The sequence below is a fragment of the Telluria sp. PB2R4 genome, from assembly GCF_059685695.1.
In genome coordinates this window covers 273814-291636 of the sequence record NZ_JCASIC010000006.1, presented here as the reverse complement: position 1 = coordinate 291636, position 17823 = coordinate 273814, and the positions used below count along the sequence as shown (strand labels likewise).

18 protein-coding genes are annotated in these 17823 nt (G+C 65.7%); 9 read left to right on the top strand and 9 right to left on the bottom strand.

The window, feature by feature from the left end; translation table 11 throughout:
• Window positions 1–54: 54 nt before the first annotated feature.
• On the bottom strand, window positions 55–3285 hold the full coding sequence (locus AC56LU_RS12900) for a transglycosylase domain-containing protein (protein ID WP_497176001.1): 3231 nt from the start codon (window positions 3283–3285) through the stop codon (window positions 55–57).
• A gap of 459 nt (window positions 3286–3744) precedes the next feature.
• The gene (locus AC56LU_RS12895; protein WP_497176000.1) at window positions 3745–4551 is read right to left on the bottom strand and encodes an EI24 domain-containing protein; all 807 of its coding nucleotides are present in this window, start codon (window positions 4549–4551) and stop codon (window positions 3745–3747) included.
• A gap of 184 nt (window positions 4552–4735) precedes the next feature.
• Here AC56LU_RS12895 and AC56LU_RS12890 point away from each other — a divergent pair, with 184 nt between their 5' ends.
• Both AC56LU_RS12890 and AC56LU_RS12885 read left to right on the top strand, forming a co-directional pair.
• The gene (locus AC56LU_RS12890) at window positions 4736–5092 is read left to right on the top strand and encodes an FKBP-type peptidyl-prolyl cis-trans isomerase (RefSeq protein WP_497175999.1); all 357 of its coding nucleotides are present in this window, start codon (window positions 4736–4738) and stop codon (window positions 5090–5092) included.
• A gap of 141 nt (window positions 5093–5233) precedes the next feature.
• The gene (locus tag AC56LU_RS12885) at window positions 5234–5488 is read left to right on the top strand and encodes an acyl-CoA-binding protein (protein WP_497175998.1); all 255 of its coding nucleotides are present in this window, start codon (window positions 5234–5236) and stop codon (window positions 5486–5488) included.
• Here the strand turns inward: AC56LU_RS12885 and AC56LU_RS12880 are convergent.
• Window positions 5485–5766: a polyhydroxyalkanoic acid system family protein gene (locus AC56LU_RS12880; RefSeq protein ID WP_497175997.1), complete on the bottom strand. Its 282-nt coding sequence runs from the start codon at window positions 5764–5766 to the stop codon at window positions 5485–5487. The genes AC56LU_RS12885 and AC56LU_RS12880 overlap by 4 nt on opposite strands.
• Window positions 5767–5947: 181 nt before the next feature.
• On the opposite strand from AC56LU_RS12880, the gene AC56LU_RS12875 reads away from it, so the two are divergent.
• The 5 genes from AC56LU_RS12875 (at window position 5948) to AC56LU_RS12855 (ending at window position 10983) form a co-directional block, all read left to right on the top strand.
• The gene (locus AC56LU_RS12875; RefSeq protein WP_497175996.1) at window positions 5948–7444 is read left to right on the top strand and encodes a hypothetical protein; all 1497 of its coding nucleotides are present in this window, start codon (window positions 5948–5950) and stop codon (window positions 7442–7444) included.
• Window positions 7441–7716, top strand: coding sequence for a protealysin inhibitor emfourin (locus AC56LU_RS12870; RefSeq protein ID WP_497175995.1), 276 nt, complete (start codon window positions 7441–7443; stop codon window positions 7714–7716). Before AC56LU_RS12875 ends, AC56LU_RS12870 begins: the two co-directional genes overlap by 4 nt.
• Window positions 7717–7907: 191 nt before the next feature.
• On the top strand, window positions 7908–8231 hold the full coding sequence (gene fdxA / locus AC56LU_RS12865) for a ferredoxin FdxA (protein ID WP_497175994.1): 324 nt from the start codon (window positions 7908–7910) through the stop codon (window positions 8229–8231).
• 114 nt (window positions 8232–8345) lie between these two features.
• Window positions 8346–9443: an NAD(P)/FAD-dependent oxidoreductase gene (locus AC56LU_RS12860; RefSeq protein WP_497175993.1), complete on the top strand. Its 1098-nt coding sequence runs from the start codon at window positions 8346–8348 to the stop codon at window positions 9441–9443.
• A gap of 304 nt (window positions 9444–9747) precedes the next feature.
• Window positions 9748–10983: a polyhydroxyalkanoate depolymerase gene (locus AC56LU_RS12855; RefSeq protein WP_497175992.1), complete on the top strand. Its 1236-nt coding sequence runs from the start codon at window positions 9748–9750 to the stop codon at window positions 10981–10983.
• Window positions 10984–11047: 64 nt separating this feature from the next.
• Here the strand turns inward: AC56LU_RS12855 and AC56LU_RS12850 are convergent, their stop codons facing one another.
• Entirely contained in the window at window positions 11048–11383 is a 336-nt protein-coding gene (locus tag AC56LU_RS12850) for an RcnB family protein (protein WP_497175991.1), read from the bottom strand.
• A 154-nt stretch (window positions 11384–11537) separates the two neighbouring features.
• Between AC56LU_RS12850 and rsxB the strand changes: the two genes are divergently transcribed.
• Entirely contained in the window at window positions 11538–12230 is a 693-nt protein-coding gene (rsxB, locus tag AC56LU_RS12845; protein ID WP_497175990.1) for an electron transport complex subunit RsxB, read from the top strand.
• A 9-nt stretch (window positions 12231–12239) separates the two neighbouring features.
• A complete protein-coding gene (gene nth / locus AC56LU_RS12840) occupies window positions 12240–12932 on the top strand; it encodes an endonuclease III (RefSeq protein ID WP_497175989.1) in 693 nt (230 codons plus the stop codon).
• On the opposite strand, the gene AC56LU_RS12835 is transcribed toward nth, so the two are convergent.
• The 5 genes from AC56LU_RS12835 to cgtA form a co-directional block, all read right to left on the bottom strand.
• The gene (locus AC56LU_RS12835) at window positions 12933–13301 is read right to left on the bottom strand and encodes a nuclear transport factor 2 family protein (protein WP_497175988.1); all 369 of its coding nucleotides are present in this window, start codon (window positions 13299–13301) and stop codon (window positions 12933–12935) included. It lies immediately after the preceding gene.
• 52 nt (window positions 13302–13353) lie between these two features.
• The gene (locus tag AC56LU_RS12830) at window positions 13354–14934 is read right to left on the bottom strand and encodes a methyl-accepting chemotaxis protein (protein WP_497175987.1); all 1581 of its coding nucleotides are present in this window, start codon (window positions 14932–14934) and stop codon (window positions 13354–13356) included.
• 141 nt (window positions 14935–15075) lie between these two features.
• Window positions 15076–16206, bottom strand: a complete 1131-nt coding sequence (gene proB / locus AC56LU_RS12825; protein WP_497175986.1) for a glutamate 5-kinase — start codon at window positions 16204–16206, stop codon at window positions 15076–15078.
• Window positions 16203–16613 (bottom strand): hypothetical protein, encoded by a 411-nt coding sequence (locus AC56LU_RS12820; protein ID WP_497175985.1) that lies wholly within the window; start codon window positions 16611–16613, stop codon window positions 16203–16205. The genes proB and AC56LU_RS12820 overlap by 4 nt, the downstream gene beginning before the upstream one ends.
• An 11-nt stretch (window positions 16614–16624) precedes the next feature.
• The gene (gene cgtA / locus AC56LU_RS12815; RefSeq protein WP_497175984.1) at window positions 16625–17737 is read right to left on the bottom strand and encodes an Obg family GTPase CgtA; all 1113 of its coding nucleotides are present in this window, start codon (window positions 17735–17737) and stop codon (window positions 16625–16627) included.
• Window positions 17738–17823 lie beyond the last annotated feature (86 nt).

The window sequence follows — 17823 nt, the reverse complement described above, 5'->3', positions numbered from 1 at the left end:
CGCGCAGGATGTTGCCACCCCTCGCGGCGCCCCCGGGTCGCCGGACCGTGTCCTTTATCGGACGCACTGACGCTGGGCGGCCACGCTGCCCGGAGGCGGTTCGATCATCGGCATCAGGCTCGGCGCCAGGTTGGTCAACAGCTGCACCGGAAGCGCGCTGGTGAAGTCGTAGTTGCCGGACTGCGGTCCTGCTACGTACGCGGTCATGCTGCCGAAGTAGCGTTCGCCGATATTGAAGACGAACGTGGCCGAGCGGTTCACGTAGCGCGACTCGATCACGCGGCCGCCGCGCGCATAGACTTCGAAGCGCTGGTCGCCGGTGCCGGTCTTGCCGCCCACGGCGATCACGCTGCCATCAAGCTGCGTGAAGGCGGTCTTGACACGCTTGGCGGTGCCGTCGGTGACCACGCCCTGGATCGCATCGGCGACAGCGCGCGCAACTTCGGGCGCCAGCACCTGCTCCTTGCCGCCGCCCTTGCTGCGCTTGACCAGGGTCTCGTACGGCGTGCCCTTGGCGAAGTGCAGCGAGTCGATGCGTTCGACGGGTTTGCGCACGCCGCCGTTGACGATGATGCCCATCAGCTCGGCCAGCGAAGCCGGACGGTCGGCCGAGGCCCCGAGCGTGGTTGCGTAGGACGGCACCAGCGAATCGAAGGGATAGCCCATCTTCTTCCACTGGGCGTGAATCTTGAGGAAGGCCTCGACCTCGAGCAGGCCGGCGATGCGGTTGTCCTGCGCATGCTTGCGGTGGGTCTTGAACAGCCAGGAATACACTTCCTGGCGCTCCTTGACGCTGGCATTGGTCACTTCGGTCCAGCCGGCCTTGGGGTGGGCGTACAGGTAGCCCGCCAGCCACAGTTCGAGCGGGTGCACCGAGGCCACATAGCCGCGGTCGGCCAGCGACATGTTGCGCGGGTCGTACATGTCGTACATCTTGGGGATGCGGTCCGGGTCCATGTCGCTGGAGGACGGCAGCGACCTGGTGATGAACGCGCCGAACTGCGCCGGCGTCGCATTCGGGAACACGGTGCGGTGGGCGGCGGCCAGCTTGGAGGCCAGCGGGCGCACGCCGGAGAACAGCAGCGCCTCGATCTCGGCCGGGGTCTTGCCCTTGTACTTGTTCCAGAACTTGGCCATGAACACCTTGCCTTCGTTGTCGGCGAAGCGGGCCAGGTACATCTGCCGGCGCGGATCGTCGGCATCGGCCAGCAGCTGGGCCGAAGAGCCCGGCAGCTGGAACATGTAGTAGCGCACCACGTCGCGCATCATGCGCACGAACACCAGGTTGGTCGACTGGCGCAGCGCCTCGGTGACCGTCATGATCTTGCTGTTATCGAGCTTGCTGAAGTTGCCGAAGGTGTGCAGGCCGCCGCCGGTGAAGAAGGCTTCGCCCGGGTTGGCCGAGTACTTGCGGTCCATTGCGGCCGCCAGCATCGGCGCGAGGCCGCGGTCGGCGCCCTTCGGCAGGGTGCGGAAATACTCGAGCGCCCATTGCGACATGCGGTCTTTCGCATCGACTTCCACGCCCATCAGGCCGATCTCGTCCATCGATTCGAAGCGCTTGTGCAGCTGGTCGACGATGTCGAGGTAGCTCACCAGGGTGCGCAGCTTGGCGGTGGAGCCGAGGTCGAGCTTCGCGCCTTCGTTGATGTCGAGCGGCTGGTCGTAGTTGTCGGTCTGGACGCGCAGGTAGTTCACGTGCTCGCCGCGCTCATACAGGGTAAAGCTGTACACCACCTGGGACGGGTCGCCATTGCCGAGCAGGCCCTTGCCGGTCAGGCCGGCCGCCTTCGCCACCTCGGCGTCGGACAGCTGGCGCAGCGTGTCGGTGACGGCTTTCTGCACCGAGGCGTCGAGGGTCGACACCACCGACAGGTCGAGGCGGTCGAGGTTGTACAGGCGCGAATCGCCCACCAGGTAGCCGAGGTGGTTGCGCACCGCGTTGGCGGCCTTGCGCGACACAAAGGCGTCGGCGCCCGGCGCGGCCACGCCCGAGGCCTGGGCCGGGCGCAACTGCACCTTCAGCGCGGCGTCGCGCAGCTGCGGCGTGATCACGCCGGCCTGGGCCAGTACGCGCAGGTGGCTGTTGGTCAGGGTTTCCAGGTCGTCCCCGCCGGCGCCCAGGTAGTAGGCCGGGCGGCGCTGCGCGATCATCAGGGACAGCGCTTCCTTGTAGGCCGTCACCGCTTCGGAATCGTTCATCGGGCCGCGCAGCATGCTGCTGAGCTTGTTGAAGTCGCGGCCATACCAGACCCACATGCCGTCGCCGATGCCGTTCACTTCGCCGTAGCCCGGCTTGGCCGACAGCGGCACGGTATTCAGGTAGTCGAGCACGATCTGGCGCCGCGCGCCGGTGGTGTCTTCGCCGTCCTGGTAGGCGCGCAGCGTGGCCGAGGCCATCTGGATCATCTTGTCGCCCAGCGAACCGGTGCGCCCTTCCGGCGAGTGGCGATACTTTTCGATCTGGGTCGCGAGCGTGCTGCCGCCGGCCACGCGGCCTTCACCGCCGAGGCCGATGCTGCTCAGGGTCTTGTCGAACACCGCCTTCGAGAAGCGGTCCCATTCGACCGCCGGGTTGCGGTGCGGGTAGGCTGGGTCGAGCAGTTCGCGGTTCTCGATGAACAGCAGGCTCTGCACCAGCAGCGGCGGTGCATCGTCGAACTTGTGATAGAAGCGCTCGGGGAAGCGCGAGGCGAACAGCGGCTGCGCGCGGCAATCGAGGATCTCGAGGCCGACCTTGGTCTTCTCGTGGTAGGTGGCGTAAATGCCGCGGTCGGCGAATTCCACCATCTTGGGCGACATGCGGGCCTGCGAGTCGACGTGGTAGCCGCGCGCCTGCAGCTTCTCGAGGTAGGCCGGCATGCTGGCATAGCCCAGGCGGGTATCGTAGGGGCTGGCGGCCGGGAAGCGGATCTGCGGGCTGGCCCCCTTCTCCACACGGAAGCTGAGGTCGTCGGCCATCTCGGCGAAGATCTTCGCCTGCAGGCGCGAGCTGCGCATCTCGAGCGCACCCCAGCCGCCCAGCAGCACCAGCAGGATCAGCAGGGCGAGATAGAACCAGGGCTTGAAGCGGCGCTTGCGCGGCGCCGGCTCGGGCGAGCGCTCGGGCGCACCGTCGGGTTGCTCCGGGGGCGAGGCGGGAGCGCCACCGGGCGCACCTCCGCCTGCCGCCAGGTGCGGATAGGCTTCGTACAGGGGAACGTTGCCGCCCGCGGACGCGAGCGCGGGTGCGCCACCGGCCATGGCCTGGGCAGGCCGCCCAAACCACTTGCCAAGCGCTTGCATTACCGCTTGCATTACCGCTTGCATAACATTACTAGGCCGCTCGATGCGGCGAATACTTTCCATGATGGCTCAACCGGTCTGAATCAATTCGTGCTCAATCCCTGCTCAACCTGCCCGCCATCCTTGCCCTGGTGTGTTCGAGTGATTGGTCCTCGTCAGTCTGCAAAAATGCGCGGTGCAAACTCACTCAGGATTGCACCTCCACAGGTATCATTCCACCACATCAATACGACACGCGCGAGACGCGGTTTAACATATTTGATGCGCGCGCAGAATTTTCGCAAAAAAACAACGGCTGAGTTAGCACGACGGCGTGCAGTCCTACAAAGCTCGGAATTCGCAGGATTGCCGTTCACACCAGCTCGCCTGCACCTGTCCGTAAACGCTCCGCGAGCGTTCCCGGTGGACAGTGACTTGGAATAAATTTTCGCAATGATGGCAGCCGATGCGCGCCCTCCTTCACGCCGGCGCGCCGGCGCGCATTTCCTCCAGCGCGCCCAGGCAGTAAAACTGGAACCACAGCCCCGCGAACAGGAAGATCATGATGTACAGCCACAGCGACAGCAGGGCCAGGAAGGGGAACAGCACGATCGACAGCAGCGCGCCGCCCATCCAGGCGATGCCGGGCAAGGCGCCGGCCAGGCCCGAGGCGAAGCCGATCGCCAGCAGCGCGCCGCGGTGGCGCCGCATCAGTTCGCGGCGCTCCTCCAGGCTCGCATGCGCGGCCAGCGCGTCATAGCTCATCACCCGCGAAGTCACCCAGGCCCACAGGCAGGCCTGTACCAGCCAGGCCAGCGGCGGCACCGCGTACAGCGGCAGCGTGAGCAGCCACAGCACCGCGAATACCGCGGTGCTGCCGACGTTGATGGCGACGCTGCCGATGAAGGAGCCGCCTTCCTTGCGTTCCAGCTTGGGGTACTGGCGGTTGCCGACGTGGCGCTCGATCGCCGGCATCGCGATCACGCCCATGAACAGCAGGGCCGAGGCGATCATCAGCGGCAGCAACAGCGCGATCGCCAGCAGCGGCACCACCATCACCTTCAGCATGCCCAGGCCAAGCATGGCCAGCATGGTGCCGCTCGACTGGAACCAGCCGTACTCCGCGAACATCCCCTGCAACCAGTCGAGCAGCGGCTGCAGGCCGGTCCACAACAGGGCGCCCCACAACAGCAGCGAAAGCACCAGCGGTGCGCTGGAGAGCACCAGCATGCGGCGCGAGAACTGGGCGCGCAGCGCGCGCCGGTAGGCGGCGCCGACGCCCTTCATCGCCCCCCTCCGGAGCGGACTGGGCAGGTAGGGCGGGAACGATCAAGCATCGCGGCTCCTTGTCTGGATTCCAATCTTGCCATTGTACGCACATGCGCGCACGCGCCCCGCTCCATGGGCCCGTTTGGCGCGGCCGCGATGCATGCACTACAATCCCCGTTCAACTTGAACAACAGGGAAAACCATGTCCACCATTACCACTGATTCCGGCCTGCAATACGAAGACACCGTCGCGGGCAGCGGCGCCGAGGCGAAAGCCGGCCAGCACGTCACCGTCCATTACACCGGCTGGCTGCGCAACGACGACGGCACTGCCGGCGCCAAGTTCGATTCGAGCAAGGACCGCAACGACCCGTTCCAGTTCGCGCTGGGCGCCGGCCAGGTGATCCGCGGCTGGGACGAAGGCGTGCAGGGCATGAAGGTCGGCGGCCAGCGCCGCCTGACCATCCCGGCCAGCCTCGGCTACGGCGCGCGCGGCGCCGGCGGCGTGATTCCGCCGAATGCCACCCTGATCTTCGACGTCGAACTGCTGGCCGTTTAATCGAGCGCACCGATGGCGGCGCCGTCATGGCGCCGCCTGAGCATCCCCTCTAAAGTTCACCCCGTTTGGCGGTGAACGCGCCCCGCCTGCGCTAAGATCCCCTCCTGCATTTTTGCCAACGCAACCACCACAGGAGTATTCATGAGCTTGCAGGAACAGTTCGCCCAGGCCCAGGCCGAATCCAAGAATCTGCCGGAACGCCCGGACAACATGACCTTGCTGAAGATTTACGCACTGTACAAGCAGGGCGCGAACGGCGACGCCACCGGCGAGCGCCCGGGCATGACCGATTTCGTCAACCGCGCCAAGTTCGACGCCTGGGCCGCCCTGGCGGGCACCTCGCAGGAAGACGCGATGCAGCAGTACATCGACCTGATCGAGGAATTGAAGGGCTAGGCGGGCGCGAACACCCGGCGCATCTTGTCCGCCACCTTGGCCTCGATGGCCGGCGCGAATGCGCCCATGAAGAATCCGAGGCGGATCCGCATCGCCGCCCGCTGCCCTTCCAGGCTGAGCGCCCCTTCCACGCCGCTGCGCTCGAAGCGCAGCACGTCCCCATCCCACTGGCACGCCAGGCCATATTCGGTGGCGATCCGCTGCGCCACCTGCTGGGCCGCCTCGCGCGCCTCTTGCGGGCTGAGCGTGTGTTCCTGGACGATGCTAATTTCCGACATGCTGGGTCATCCTTCCTTCTGATCGTTACGGCAAAGTCCGCCATGATGCCAGCTGACGGCCGAGTAGGCCAGTCTCGTGCGCGATTCGGGCTCCTATCTAGATCAATTGATTATCGTCAATGCCCGCTCCGCCCGGCGCGCGACCATGGAGATGCCGCCCGACATTTCGCAAGGAGCCGTCATGGAACCAGGTGCCCTCTTGCCGGACGAACTGGACACGTCCCGTGACCAGCCGCCGGTCCGCTTCATTCCCACACCCAGCGCCCCCTACCAGCAGCAGCACCGCCTCGCCAGGCTGCTCGAGCAGCCGGTCGAGCCGGCCGGCGAGCCGGCATCCGACGACGAGCAGCAGGCCGAAGCCCCTCCCCTGCCGCACGCCTTCGGCGCCCGCGTGCTGATGTGGAAGCAGGACCCGTCGGTAGGCGAGATCGGCACCCGCCGCGCCTACCTGCCCGGGCCGGTGCTGGCCGGTCCGCGCGACGCCCGCATCGCTCCGGGTACGCCCGGCATCGACGCGGTCGAGCCGAACGCCTATGGCGACTTCGTCACCCAGCCCGACACCCCGCAATTCGACGCCGTGCACACCTTCGCGGTGGTGCGCCAGACCCTGACCATGTACCAGCGCGCCCTGCTCGCGGCCGGCCTCGACATGCCCCTGCCCTGGCAGTGGAACACCAGCATGGACACGCGCCCGCTGGCGGTCTATCCCTACGGCCTGCCGAACGTGATGAATGCCTTCTACAGCCGCACCCAGGGCTGCCTGAAGTTCGGCGACTTCATCCCCAACGGCGTCGAGGGCGGCGAGTCTGCGCGGATCTACACCTGCCGCTCCTTCGACATCGTCGCCCACGAGACCGCGCATGCGGTGCTCGACGGCCTCAAGCCGCAGTGGCTGCTGGCCGACGCCCCGCCCCAGACCGGCGGCCTGCACGAAGCCTTCGGCGACCTGACCGCGATCTTCCTGGCCCTGTCCCAGCTCGACCAGTGCGAGGCGGTGGTGGCCCAGACCAAGGCCCACCTGCACGACAAGACCTATTTATCGGACATCGCCGAGCAGTTCGGCATGGCGCTCGGCGGCAGTACCGGACTGCGCAACGCCGACAACGACCTGACGCTGAGCCAGGCCGGCACCCAGGTGCATGCGATCTCCCAGGTGTTCACCGGCGCCATGTACGACGTGCTGGCCGACCTGTTCGCCTACGAGCGCAACCCCGTGCACGACGACTGCGCCGCCGTGCTGCACCGGGTGGCGGCCTACCTGCGCGGGCTGCTGCTGCGCGCCCTGATCGCCGCCCCCGACAGCGCCGCCACCTACGCCGATGTGGTCAACGGGATGCTGCGCATCGTGCAGGATGACGGCAAGCCGCCGATCTACGCCGCTTTCATTCGCAACCAGTTCGCACGCCGCGACGTGGTCGAGCAGCCCGGCGACGCGGCGGCAAGCCGGCCGCCGGCCGCGCCGCTGGCGGCCAAGGTCTGCGACAAGCCCGGCGCGCGCCAGGACCGGCGGGCCTGCTGCGGCACCATGAACCTGCCCGAATACTACCGGGTGGACCGGGTGCTCGACAGCGAAGCCCAGGCGCTGGCGCGCTGGTGCGCGGCCAACGGCCGCCTCGGCGAATGCGTCGCGCCCGGCGCGGCGGTCGTGCCGGTGTCCGCGGTGGCGGATCAAACATGAAAATCAGCGCCCGCGCCTGCGGCGGCTTCGCCGGGCTGGCCGAAGCCTACGACCTCGACACCGCCGCGCACCCGGGCGGCGGCGAGATGGAAGACCTGCTGCAGCGGCTCGATTTCTTCTCGGCCTCGCCCAGCTGCCCGGTCGGGGCCGACCTGCCGCGCTGGGAAATCACGGTCGAGGACGGCCAGCGCTGCCACACCGTTTTCCTGCGCGAGGACGGCAGCGGCGGCGACTGGCAGGCGCTGCTCGACCGCCTCAGGACCAACGCATGACCGCCAACCGCGCTGGACGGACCGTGCCCGGCCGCTTGCGCGCGCCGCCACGGTCCACATTTGCTTATATATATTGTGTATAAGGCTGATTTGTAGGAAAACCCGAATTGCCCTAAAATACAGTGCTTTGCAAGTCCCGCCGGCCCATTGGGCGCCCGGTGCCGCGACACCCACTAATAAATAGGACTGTTATGACCCACGTTGTCACCGAATCGTGCATCCGTTGTCGCTATACCGACTGCGTCGATGTATGCCCGGTAGATTGTTTCCGGGAAGGCCCGAATTTCCTCGCCATCGACCCCGACGAGTGCATCGACTGCGCTGTCTGCGTCGCCGAGTGCCCGGTCAACGCAATCTATGCGGAAGAAGACGTGCCGTCGGACCAGCAGCAATTCATCAAGCTGAACGTGGAACTGGCGCGTTTCTGGCCGTCGATCACCAAGACCAAGCCGGCCCTGCCAGACGCGGACGAGTGGAAAGACGTCAAGGACAAGCTGGACCAGCTGGCCCGCTGAGCATGACGCGCGCGGCCCCGCCCGGGGCCGCCGTCAGCACAGGTTCGTCAACCGTGGCACACTAGCGGCCACCGTCTCACTCGCCTCCAAAATATCTTCAGAAAGTTTAAGCGCATGACTATCAGTGCCTCCCACGAAGCGGGCAGCATCGCTCCCAACAGTTCGTTCGCCGGCGCGATCGACGCCGATGCCGTGATCATCGGCGCCGGTCCGGTCGGCCTGTTCCAGGTCTTCGAACTCGGCCTCCTCGAAATCAAGGCCCACGTCATCGATTCGCTGCCGGCCGTCGGCGGCCAGTGCGTGGAACTGTACCCGGACAAGCCGATCTACGACATCCCGGCCGTGCCGGTGTGCACCGGCCAGGAACTGACCGACAACCTGCTCAAGCAGATCGAGCCGTTCGAGCCGACCTTCCACCTGGGCCAGGAAGTCACCACCGTCCAGCGCCGCGAAGACGGCCGCTTCAACGTCGAGACCTCGACCGGCACCCGCTTCATCACCAAGACCATCTTCATCGCCGCCGGCGTCGGCTCGTTCCAGGCGCGCACCATGAAGGTCGACGGCATCGAGAAGTTCGACAACACCCAGCTGTTCTACCGCGTCAAGGATCCGGTCCTGTTCGAAGGCAAGAACCTGGTCATCTGCGGCGGCGGCGACTCCGCCCTGGACTGGGCCCTGAACTTCGTCGGCAAGGCCGAGTCGGTCGTACTGCTGCACCGCCGCGAAGACTTCCGCGCTGCGCCGGCCTCGGTCGCCAAGATGAAGGCCCTGTGCGACGAGTACGAGATGCAGCTGATCATCGGCCAGGTCACCGGCTTCGAAGAGAAAGCTGGCCAGCTGAGCGAAGTGAAGGTCACCGGCGCCGACGGCGTCACCCGCCGCGTGCCGCTGGACATGCTGCTGGTGTTCTTCGGCCTGTCGCCGAAGCTGGGCCCGATCGCCGAATGGGGCCTGGACATCGAGCGCAAGCAGCTCAAGGTGGTCGACACCGAGAAGTTCGAGACCAACGTGCCGGGCATCTTCGCCGTGGGTGACATCAACACCTACCCGGGCAAGAAGAAGCTGATCCTGTCGGGCTTCCACGAAGCCGCGCTGGCCGCCTTCGGCGCCGCGCCGTATATCTTCCCGGACAAGAAGATCCACATGCAGTACACGACGACCTCGCCGAAGCTGCACAAGATTCTCGGCGTGGAAACGCCGGTTTTCGACTAAGCAATAAAGCTTCACAAAAAATGCCGCCCGGCTCAAGCCCGGCGGCATTTTTTATTTCCTTGTTTTAATACCACCTCATCTGCCGTTCAGTTAGTGCGGCGCAACAGAATGGCCCTGTCGGACAAGGCCTACCGGCTTATGTGGGGCGCCTCACCGAGCAGTATCGGGCAAATATGCTACAACTGGTTCATGCATCAGGGATGTGAAAACGACTGTTTCCACAAGTAAATGACTATCCCCTATAATTAATTGCATGCACGCGCAAACAATTGCGACGCGCCTTGTCTACACGAAGGAAACCTTTATGCTTTACCAACTGCACGAGATGCAACGCTCCTTCCTGACCCCACTGATGCAGTGGGCCGATGCGTCCTCGAAACTGTTCTCGAACCCCGTTTCACCCTTTGCGCATACCCCGTTCGCGCAGCGTATCGCTGCCGGCTACGAGCTGATGTACCGGCTGGGGAAGGATTACGAAAAGCCGGCATTCGGCATCAAGACCGTCCGCATCCAGGATGCCGACGTCGGCATCGTCGAGCGCACGGCAGTCGAGAAGCCGTTCTGCAAGCTCCTCCATTTCAAGAAAGACCTGAGCGACCAGGCCTTCGCCGAACTGAAACAACCGACCGTGCTGGTCGTGGCGCCGCTGTCGGGCCACCACTCGACCCTGCTGCGCGACACCGTGCGCGCCCTGCTGGTCGAGCATGACGTCTACATCACCGACTGGATCGACGCCCGCATGGTGCCCTTGTCAAGCGGTGCGTTCCACCTCGACGACTACATCTACTACGTCCAGGACTTCATCCGTCACCTCGGCCCGGACGTGCACGTGATCTCGGTCTGCCAGCCGACCGTGCCGGTGCTGGCCGCGATTTCGCTGATGGCCACCAACAAGGACCCGAAGCTGCCGAAGACGATGACCATGATGGGCGGCCCGATCGACCCGCGCAAGTCGCCGACCGCGGTCAACGACCTGGCGGTCGAGAAGCCGTTCTCGTGGTTCGAGAACACCGTGATCTACTCGGTGCCGGGCAACTACCCGGGCTTCGGGCGCAAGGTCTATCCGGGCTTCCTGCAGCATGCCGGTTTCATTGCCATGAACCCGGGCCGCCACGCGCAGAGCCACCGCGAGTTCTACCAGCACCTGGTGCGCGGCGACGACGACTCGGCCGAGGCGCACCGCCAGTTCTACGACGAATACAACGCCGTGCTCGACATGCCGGCCGAGTACTACCTCGAGACCATCAAGACCGTGTTCCAGGAACACCGCCTGCCGAAGGGCACCTGGGAGGTCGGCGGCCAGCTGGTGCGTCCGCAGGACATCAAGACGGTGGCGCTGTTCACCGTCGAGGGCGAGCTCGACGACATCTCGGGCGCAGGCCAGACGCGCGCCGCGCACGACCTGTGCAGCGGAATTCCAAAGAACATGCACCTGGATTTCGTGGCGCCCAACTGCGGCCACTACGGCATCTTCTCGGGCCGCCGCTGGCGCGAGATCATCTGCCCGAAGATCGGGGAGTTCATCCGGGCGCACGCCTGATGGATGTGAAAAATGCCGGAGCTTGCTCCGGCATTTTTGTTTGGGCCGCCATGACGGCAGCGTATCAGCGTATCACCAGCACCTCCTGCACCATCCCCGTCGCGATCGCCACCAGCGCGTAATCGCTTCCCGCCTGCACCCACTGGTGCCCCGGCGGCGGCTCCGTCAGCCGATGCGTCTTCCAGTTCTCGACCACGTAATGGTGGGTGCGGTAGCGTGGCGGCAGCTGTTCGCCGCGCTTGAGCTGGCCGCTGGCGCCCACGCTGCGGTAACGTCCTTCCTTGGCGATCTGCTTGCCGTGCTGCGCGCGGGCGTCCTGTTCGCCGCGCTGGTGCGCCTGGGCCGCGGCGCCACCGGCCAGCACCGCGGCGACCAGCACCGGAACGATGAGTTTGTTCATATGAGCTCCTCTTCAGCGTCGAGCCTCCAGTACACCACGCGCCAACGCGGCAGTCTGTTCGCTCCAGCACGCAGTCGCAGCACTGCTGGTTTTTGACGCGATTTTTGACGGATAATGTCGGCTTTTACCGCCCGCGTTTATCGCCGCTTGCGCCGTGACCAAGACCCTCGCCGACCAGATCGAAGACGTACTGCCGCAGACGCAATGCACCAAGTGCGGCTATCCCGCATGCCGGCCGTATGCGGAAGCGATCGCGCGCGGCGAGGCCGAGATCAACCAGTGCCCACCCGGCGGCATCGAAGGCGTGCGCCGCCTGTCCTCCGTGACCGGCCGCCCGGTGATCCCGATCAACCCGGCCAACGGCATCGAACGCCCGCGCCCGGTCGCTTTCATCGACGAGTCGCTCTGCATCGGCTGCACCCTGTGCATCCAGGCCTGCCCGGTGGACGCCATCACGGGCGCGGCCAAGCAGATGCACAGCATCCTGCCGAGCCTGTGCACCGGCTGCGACCTGTGCGTGGCGCCCTGCCCGGTCGACTGCATCTCGATGCTACCCGTGACCGGCGAGCGCACCGGCTGGGACGCCTGGTCGCAGGAAGCCGCCGACGCGGCGCGGAGCCGCCATGACTTCCGCAGCGAGCGCCTGCAACGCGAACGCGAAGAGAACGACGCCCGCCTGGCCGCCAAGGCACTGGAAAAGATGCGCGCGGTGACGGCCGAGGTGACCAACACGCCGGAAGAACTGGCGGAGAAGGAACGCAAGCGCGCCATCATCGCCGCCGCGATGGAGCGCGCGCGCCTGAAGGCCGCCGCGAATTTGCCCGAGACGCCGCCGGACAAAACGTAAGCAAAACGAATGAATCCTGCTAAAAGATTAGAAATATTCACGCGCTTTCGCGCCGCCAATCCGAAGCCGACCACCGAGCTCGAATTCGGCACGCCCTTTGAACTCCTGATCGCGGTGCTGCTGTCGGCGCAGTCGACCGACGTCGGCGTCAACAAGGCCACGCGCCGCCTGTACCCGGTGGCGAACACGCCGCAGGCCATCCTGGACCTGGGCCTGGACGAACTCAAGTCCTATATCTCGACGATCGGCCTGTACAACACCAAGGCCGCCAATGTCATCGGCACTTGCCGGATCCTGGTGGAGCAGCATGGCGGCGAAGTGCCGCGCGAACGCGAGGCGCTGGAAGCCCTGCCGGGCGTGGGCCGCAAGACCGCCAATGTGGTGCTCAATACGGCGTTTGGCGAGCCGACCATGGCGGTCGACACCCATATCTTCCGGGTGTCGAACCGGACCCGCATCGCTCCGGGCAATAACGTCGACATCGTCGAGCAGAAGCTGCTCAAGTTCGTGCCGAAGGATTTTCTGCACGACGCCCACCACTGGCTGATCCTGCACGGCCGCTACACCTGCATCGCGCGCAAGCCGAAGTGCTGGAACTGCCTGATCAACGACCTGTGCGAATTCAAGGACAAGACACCGGCGCCGGCCGGCGCGATGGATCCGGCGGCCGACCTGGCGGCGCAGGCCGCGGAGCTCGGGTAGTCAGCCTTGACCCAGCCTGGTTTCGCCGGTGGCAAAGGAAGCGCGCACGATGCGCCCCTCCACCACTTCGTACACGCACAGCATCTCCACCGTGCCCCGGCCTTCCGGGAAGTTACGGGTCACGACCTCGAGGTCGATGACGAAGTTGCCGAGCACCGAGCGGGTAAGCAGGCGCGCCTGCAGGTCAGGCTCCAGGAAGCGCTCCTGGTAGCGCGGGCGGATCTGGTCGATGCCTTCCGCCAGCAACGCGCCATGCAGTGCGTACTGCCGGGCGTCGGGTGCATAGGTGCGCATCAGCGCGTCGAGGTCCTTGGCATTGTAGGCGTCGAGCTGCGCCTGGACGACAGCGAGGGGAGAAGTCGGGTTCATGGGCTCCGTGGGCAGATGAAAAAAACGCGCCAGGCCTGGCGCGTCTTCCATCTTACGCGGTCAAGCGCTTGGGCGCATGCATGCCGATGGCTTTTCGCGCTTCCCCGCCACCCGCGAGCTTGAACACCGCGACAACCTCGTTCAATGCCTGCGACTGGTCGCGCAATTCCTGCGCGGCGGCGGCGGCCTCTTCCACCAGGGCCGCGTTCTGCTGCGTCACCGTATCCATCTCGCCGACCGCCGTGTTGACCTGGGCGATGCCGGCGCCCTGCTCCGCGCTGGCGGTGCTGATCTCGCCGATGATGTCCATCACGCGACGCACGCTGGTGACGATCTCGTTCATGGTGGCGCCGGTCTCGCCGGCCAGCCGGTTGCCTGCGTCGACGCGCTGCACCGAGTCCTTGATCAGTTCCTTGATTTCCTTCGCCGCGGTGGCCGAGCGCTGCGCCAGGTTGCGCACTTCGCTCGCCACGACCGCAAACCCGCGGCCCTGCTCGCCGGCGCGCGCGGCTTCCACCGCTGCATTCAAGGCCAGGATGTTGGTCTGGAAGGCGATGCCGTCGATGACGCCGATGATGTCGACGATCTTGCGCGAGGACTCGCTGATCGAAGCCATGGTGCCCACCACCTGCTCGACCATCTGGCCGCCCCTTTCGGCAACGTCGCAGGCCGACATGGCGAGCTGGTTGGCCTGGCGCGCATTCTCGGCGTTCTGCTGGACGGTCGAGGTGATCTCTTCCATCGACGACGCGGTTTCCTCGATCGCGCCGGCCTGCTGTTCGGTGCGGCTCGACAGGTCGAGGTTGCCGCGCGCGATCTCGCTCGAGGCCTGGGCAATGGTCTCGGTGCCGCTGCGGACCTGTGTCACGATGGCCTGCAGGCTGCCGGTCATATCGTTCAGCGCCTGCAGCAGCTGGCCGGTTTCGTCGTCGCTGCGCACCTCGATCGTGGTGCGCAGGTCGCCCGCGGCGACGCTCTGCGCGGCTTCGACCGCGTCGCCGAGCGGGCGCGTGATCGAACGCGAGACCAACACGCCGGCGACCACGGATACGACCGCGCCCAGCAGCATCAGGGTGTAGCCGAGCAGGGTGGCCCGCTTGCTTACCGCTTCGGCGTCGGCCATGGTGGCCTTGGCCTGCCCGCTCATGGCCTCCTCTGCCTTGTTCAGCAACTCGGCCGGCGCACGGTCCATGCCCTTGACCGCCACGTCGCCTGCGGACGCATCAAAACCGGCGGCAGTGAACGCCTCGAAACCGCTGCGATAATCCTGGCCCATCTTGCCGTGCGCCTGCGAGAACTGCTGCAGCAGCGCGCGGACCTCGCCCTCCGGCATGGCGGCAGCCAGCGCCCTTGCCTCGCCCGCCACATCCGATTCGGTTTTCTGGAACGCCTTCCAGTACTTCGCGCGCTGCTCATCGTCCTTGCCGCGCAACAGGGTGTTCTTCCATTCCTGGGTCTGCAGGCGGAACTGCGACAGCAGGCCTTCCACACGCTGGGCATGGCCGGACATGGCGGATGCGGCGCTGTAGCTGTCGACCGCTTGATTCATCTGGTATATGCCGAAGAATCCGGCGCAGGCCACGATCAGGGTGACAGCGGCAAAACCAATGGGCAACTTACGGCTGAGTTTCATCGAACATGCGAGTTGGTTAAAGTGATTACCAGTGTAAATGCGCTGTAGCCGAGCGGCAAAAATAAAGGCGGGCCGCCTGCGGGTCAGGCGTCCGCCTTGTAGCTCATCAGCAACGTGCGCACCAGGGTGGTGCGCATTCCATCAAAGAAGCACCAAATTGTCGCGATGCACCAGTTCGACACCCTCGACGTAACCAAGAATGCGCTCGATCTCGGCCGACGAATGGCGCATGATGCGCCGCACTTCGCTGCTGGTGTAGTTGGTCAGGCCGCGCGCCAGCGCATTGCCGGCCTCGTCGATGCAGGTGATCACCTGCCCGCGCCCGAATTCGCCGCGCACGCCGATCACGCCGATCGGCAGCAGCGACTTGCCCTCCCTGGTGAGCTTCTGCACGGCGCCGGCGTCGAGCACCACTTCGCCGGTGGTGTGCAGGTGGTCGATCATCCACTGGCGGCGCGCGGTCAGGCGGCCGGTCGGCGCGGTGAGCTGGGTGCCGATCATTTCGCCGCCGGCCAGGCGCACCAGCACCCCGTCTTCGCGGCCCCAGGCGATGATCGTATGCGCGCCCGAGCGCGCGGCGCGGCGGGCCGCCAGCACCTTGGTGAGCATGCCGCCGCGTCCGATGCTGGAACCGGCGCCGCCGGCCATCGCTTCCAGCGCCGGGTCGCCCGCCTGCGCCTCCTGGATCAGGTGCGCGGCCGGGTCCTTGCGCGGATCGGCGGAATACAGGCCGCGCTGGTCAGTGAGGATCACCAGCACGTCGGCCTCGATCAGGTTGGCCACCAGTGCACCCAGCGTGTCGTTGTCGCCGAACTTGATCTCGTCGGTGACAACGGTGTCGTTCTCGTTGATGATCGGGACCACGCCCAGGCGCAGCAGGGTCGTGAGCGTCGAGCGCGCGTTCAGGTAGCGTTCGCGGTCGGCCAGGTCGGCGTGGGTCAGCAGCACCTGGGCGGTCTGGACGCCGTGGGTGCGGAAACTGGTTTCGTAGATCTGGGCCAGGCCCATCTGCCCACAGGCGGCGCAGGCCTGCAGTTCGTGGATGTCGGTCGGGCGGGCAGCGAAACCGAGGCGCAGCATGCCTTCGGCGATGGCGCCGGAGGATACCAGCACGACTTCCTTGCCGAGGGCGCGCAGCGCGGCGATCTGGGCGGCCCAGCGGGCGATGGCGGCATGGTCCAGGCCCCTGCCCTCGTCCGTGACGAGCGAGGAACCGACCTTGACGATGATGCGGGAGGCTTGCCGAAGCGTTGAGTGGGCGACTGAGTTCATGGAGACAGGAATTTTCCTCGCGGCCGTAAGGCCAGCAGGGAAAGTCCTGCCAACAACTCGACCGCGCAGACTGCTAATAATACCCCCTTCGGCAATCCGATCGCGAAAGCCGCGGCCAGACGCCCGGCCGGCTGGGCCAGGAGGAACAATGCGGTGAGGTCGACGAGAAGCGGATGGTTGCCGCTTCTTGCTGCCAGCAGCGCCAGCATCGCGGTAGCGAGGCGCATGCCCACGTAGATGGCGTAGAACTGGCTGTAGCCGTTCACGCCAACGAGAAAGACGCCCATCGCCGACGCGATGCGGTCGGGATCGAGCATGGCCACCAGCGCCGCCAGCGAACTGGCGGTGGCGAGCAAATGTAGCAACTGGCCACGCAGCCAGTCGCGACTGACGGAACTGGCTGCCAAGTCAGCGCCTTTTAATCTTCAAGGATCTTGAAGCGCGGATCGTCCGGGTCGATCGAGTTGATGCCGCGCGCTTCCTCGGTCATCGAGGTCTCTTCGGCGCGCTGCTCGCTGTGGCGCTTTTCTTCCAGGTGCAGGTAGATCGCATTGACCAGGTCCTGGCAACCTTCGCGGTTCAGCGCCGAGATCTCGAACACCGGCCCCTTCCAGGCCATGCGCTTGACGAAGTCCTTGACGCGCTTCTTGCGTTCGGCATCCTCGACCACGTCGAGCTTGTTCAGCACCAGCCAGCGCGGCTTGTTCAGCAGCTCTTCGTCGTACTTCTCGAGCTCCTTGACCAGGGCCTTGGCTTCCTTGACCGGATCGACGTTGTCATCGAACGAGGACAGGTCGACGATGTGCAGCAGCAGGCCGGTACGGGCCAGGTGACGCAGGAACTGGTGGCCGAGGCCCGCGCCTTCGGACGCGCCTTCGATCAGGCCCGGGATATCGGCGATCACGAAGCTTCTCTCGTGCGATACGCGCACCACGCCCAGGTTCGGATGCAGGGTAGTGAACGGATAGTCGGCGATCTTCGGCTTGGCGTTCGACACGGCGGTAATGAAGGTCGACTTGCCCGCGTTCGGCATGCCCAGCAGGCCGACGTCGGCCAGCACTTTCAGCTCCAGGCGCAGGGTACGGCGCTCGCCTTCCTTGCCCTCGGTCTTCTGGCGCGGCGCACGGTTGGTAGAGGACTTGAAGTGGATGTTGCCCCAACCGCCCTCGCCGCCCTTGGCGAGCAGTTCGGTCTGGCCGTGTTCCATCAGGTCGGCGATGATCTCGCCGTTGACGTCGTCGATGATCAGGGTGCCGACCGGCATGCGCAGGTAGACATCCTCGGCGCCCTTGCCGTAGCAGTCCGAGCCGCGGCCCGGTTCACCGTTCTTGCCGTGGTGGGTCTTCGAGTAACGAAAGTCCACCAGGGTATTGATGTTACGGTCGGCCACCACGTAGATCGAGCCGCCCTTGCCGCCGTCCCCGCCGTCGGGGCCGCCAAACGGGCGGAACTTCTCGCGGAGGAACGAGGCGCACCCGTTGCCGCCGTCGCCGGCGATGACTTCAATTCTTGCTTCGTCGATAAACTTCATGATGGTGACCGATAAAAACTAAAAAGGCCCTACCGTGGGCAGAGCCTTTCGATGGAAGGCTTGCGCCTTGCAAAGAAGCGCCGCAT

Bases quoted from the DNA above. Each gene is read 5' to 3' on its own strand.
- AC56LU_RS12900 (WP_497176001.1), bottom strand. From the start codon at position 3,285: ATGCAAGCGCTTGGCAAGTGGTTTGGGCGGCCTGCCCAGGCCATGGCC.
- fdxA (WP_497175994.1), top strand. From the start codon at position 7,908: ATGACCCACGTTGTCACCGAATCGTGCATCCGTTGTCGCTATACCGAC.
- AC56LU_RS12885 (WP_497175998.1), top strand. From the start codon at position 5,234: ATGAGCTTGCAGGAACAGTTCGCCCAGGCCCAGGCCGAATCCAAGAAT.
- AC56LU_RS12895 (WP_497176000.1), bottom strand. From the start codon at position 4,551: ATGAAGGGCGTCGGCGCCGCCTACCGGCGCGCGCTGCGCGCCCAGTTC.
- AC56LU_RS12855 (WP_497175992.1), top strand. From the start codon at position 9,748: ATGCTTTACCAACTGCACGAGATGCAACGCTCCTTCCTGACCCCACTG.
- AC56LU_RS12890 (WP_497175999.1), top strand. From the start codon at position 4,736: ATGTCCACCATTACCACTGATTCCGGCCTGCAATACGAAGACACCGTC.
- AC56LU_RS12870 (WP_497175995.1), top strand. From the start codon at position 7,441: ATGAAAATCAGCGCCCGCGCCTGCGGCGGCTTCGCCGGGCTGGCCGAA.
- nth (WP_497175989.1), top strand. From the start codon at position 12,240: ATGAATCCTGCTAAAAGATTAGAAATATTCACGCGCTTTCGCGCCGCC.
- AC56LU_RS12875 (WP_497175996.1), top strand. From the start codon at position 5,948: ATGGAACCAGGTGCCCTCTTGCCGGACGAACTGGACACGTCCCGTGAC.
- AC56LU_RS12850 (WP_497175991.1), bottom strand. From the start codon at position 11,383: ATGAACAAACTCATCGTTCCGGTGCTGGTCGCCGCGGTGCTGGCCGGT.
- AC56LU_RS12830 (WP_497175987.1), bottom strand. From the start codon at position 14,934: ATGAAACTCAGCCGTAAGTTGCCCATTGGTTTTGCCGCTGTCACCCTG.
- cgtA (WP_497175984.1), bottom strand. From the start codon at position 17,737: ATGAAGTTTATCGACGAAGCAAGAATTGAAGTCATCGCCGGCGACGGC.
- AC56LU_RS12835 (WP_497175988.1), bottom strand. From the start codon at position 13,301: ATGAACCCGACTTCTCCCCTCGCTGTCGTCCAGGCGCAGCTCGACGCC.
- AC56LU_RS12880 (WP_497175997.1), bottom strand. From the start codon at position 5,766: ATGTCGGAAATTAGCATCGTCCAGGAACACACGCTCAGCCCGCAAGAG.
- proB (WP_497175986.1), bottom strand. From the start codon at position 16,206: ATGAACTCAGTCGCCCACTCAACGCTTCGGCAAGCCTCCCGCATCATC.
- AC56LU_RS12860 (WP_497175993.1), top strand. From the start codon at position 8,346: ATGACTATCAGTGCCTCCCACGAAGCGGGCAGCATCGCTCCCAACAGT.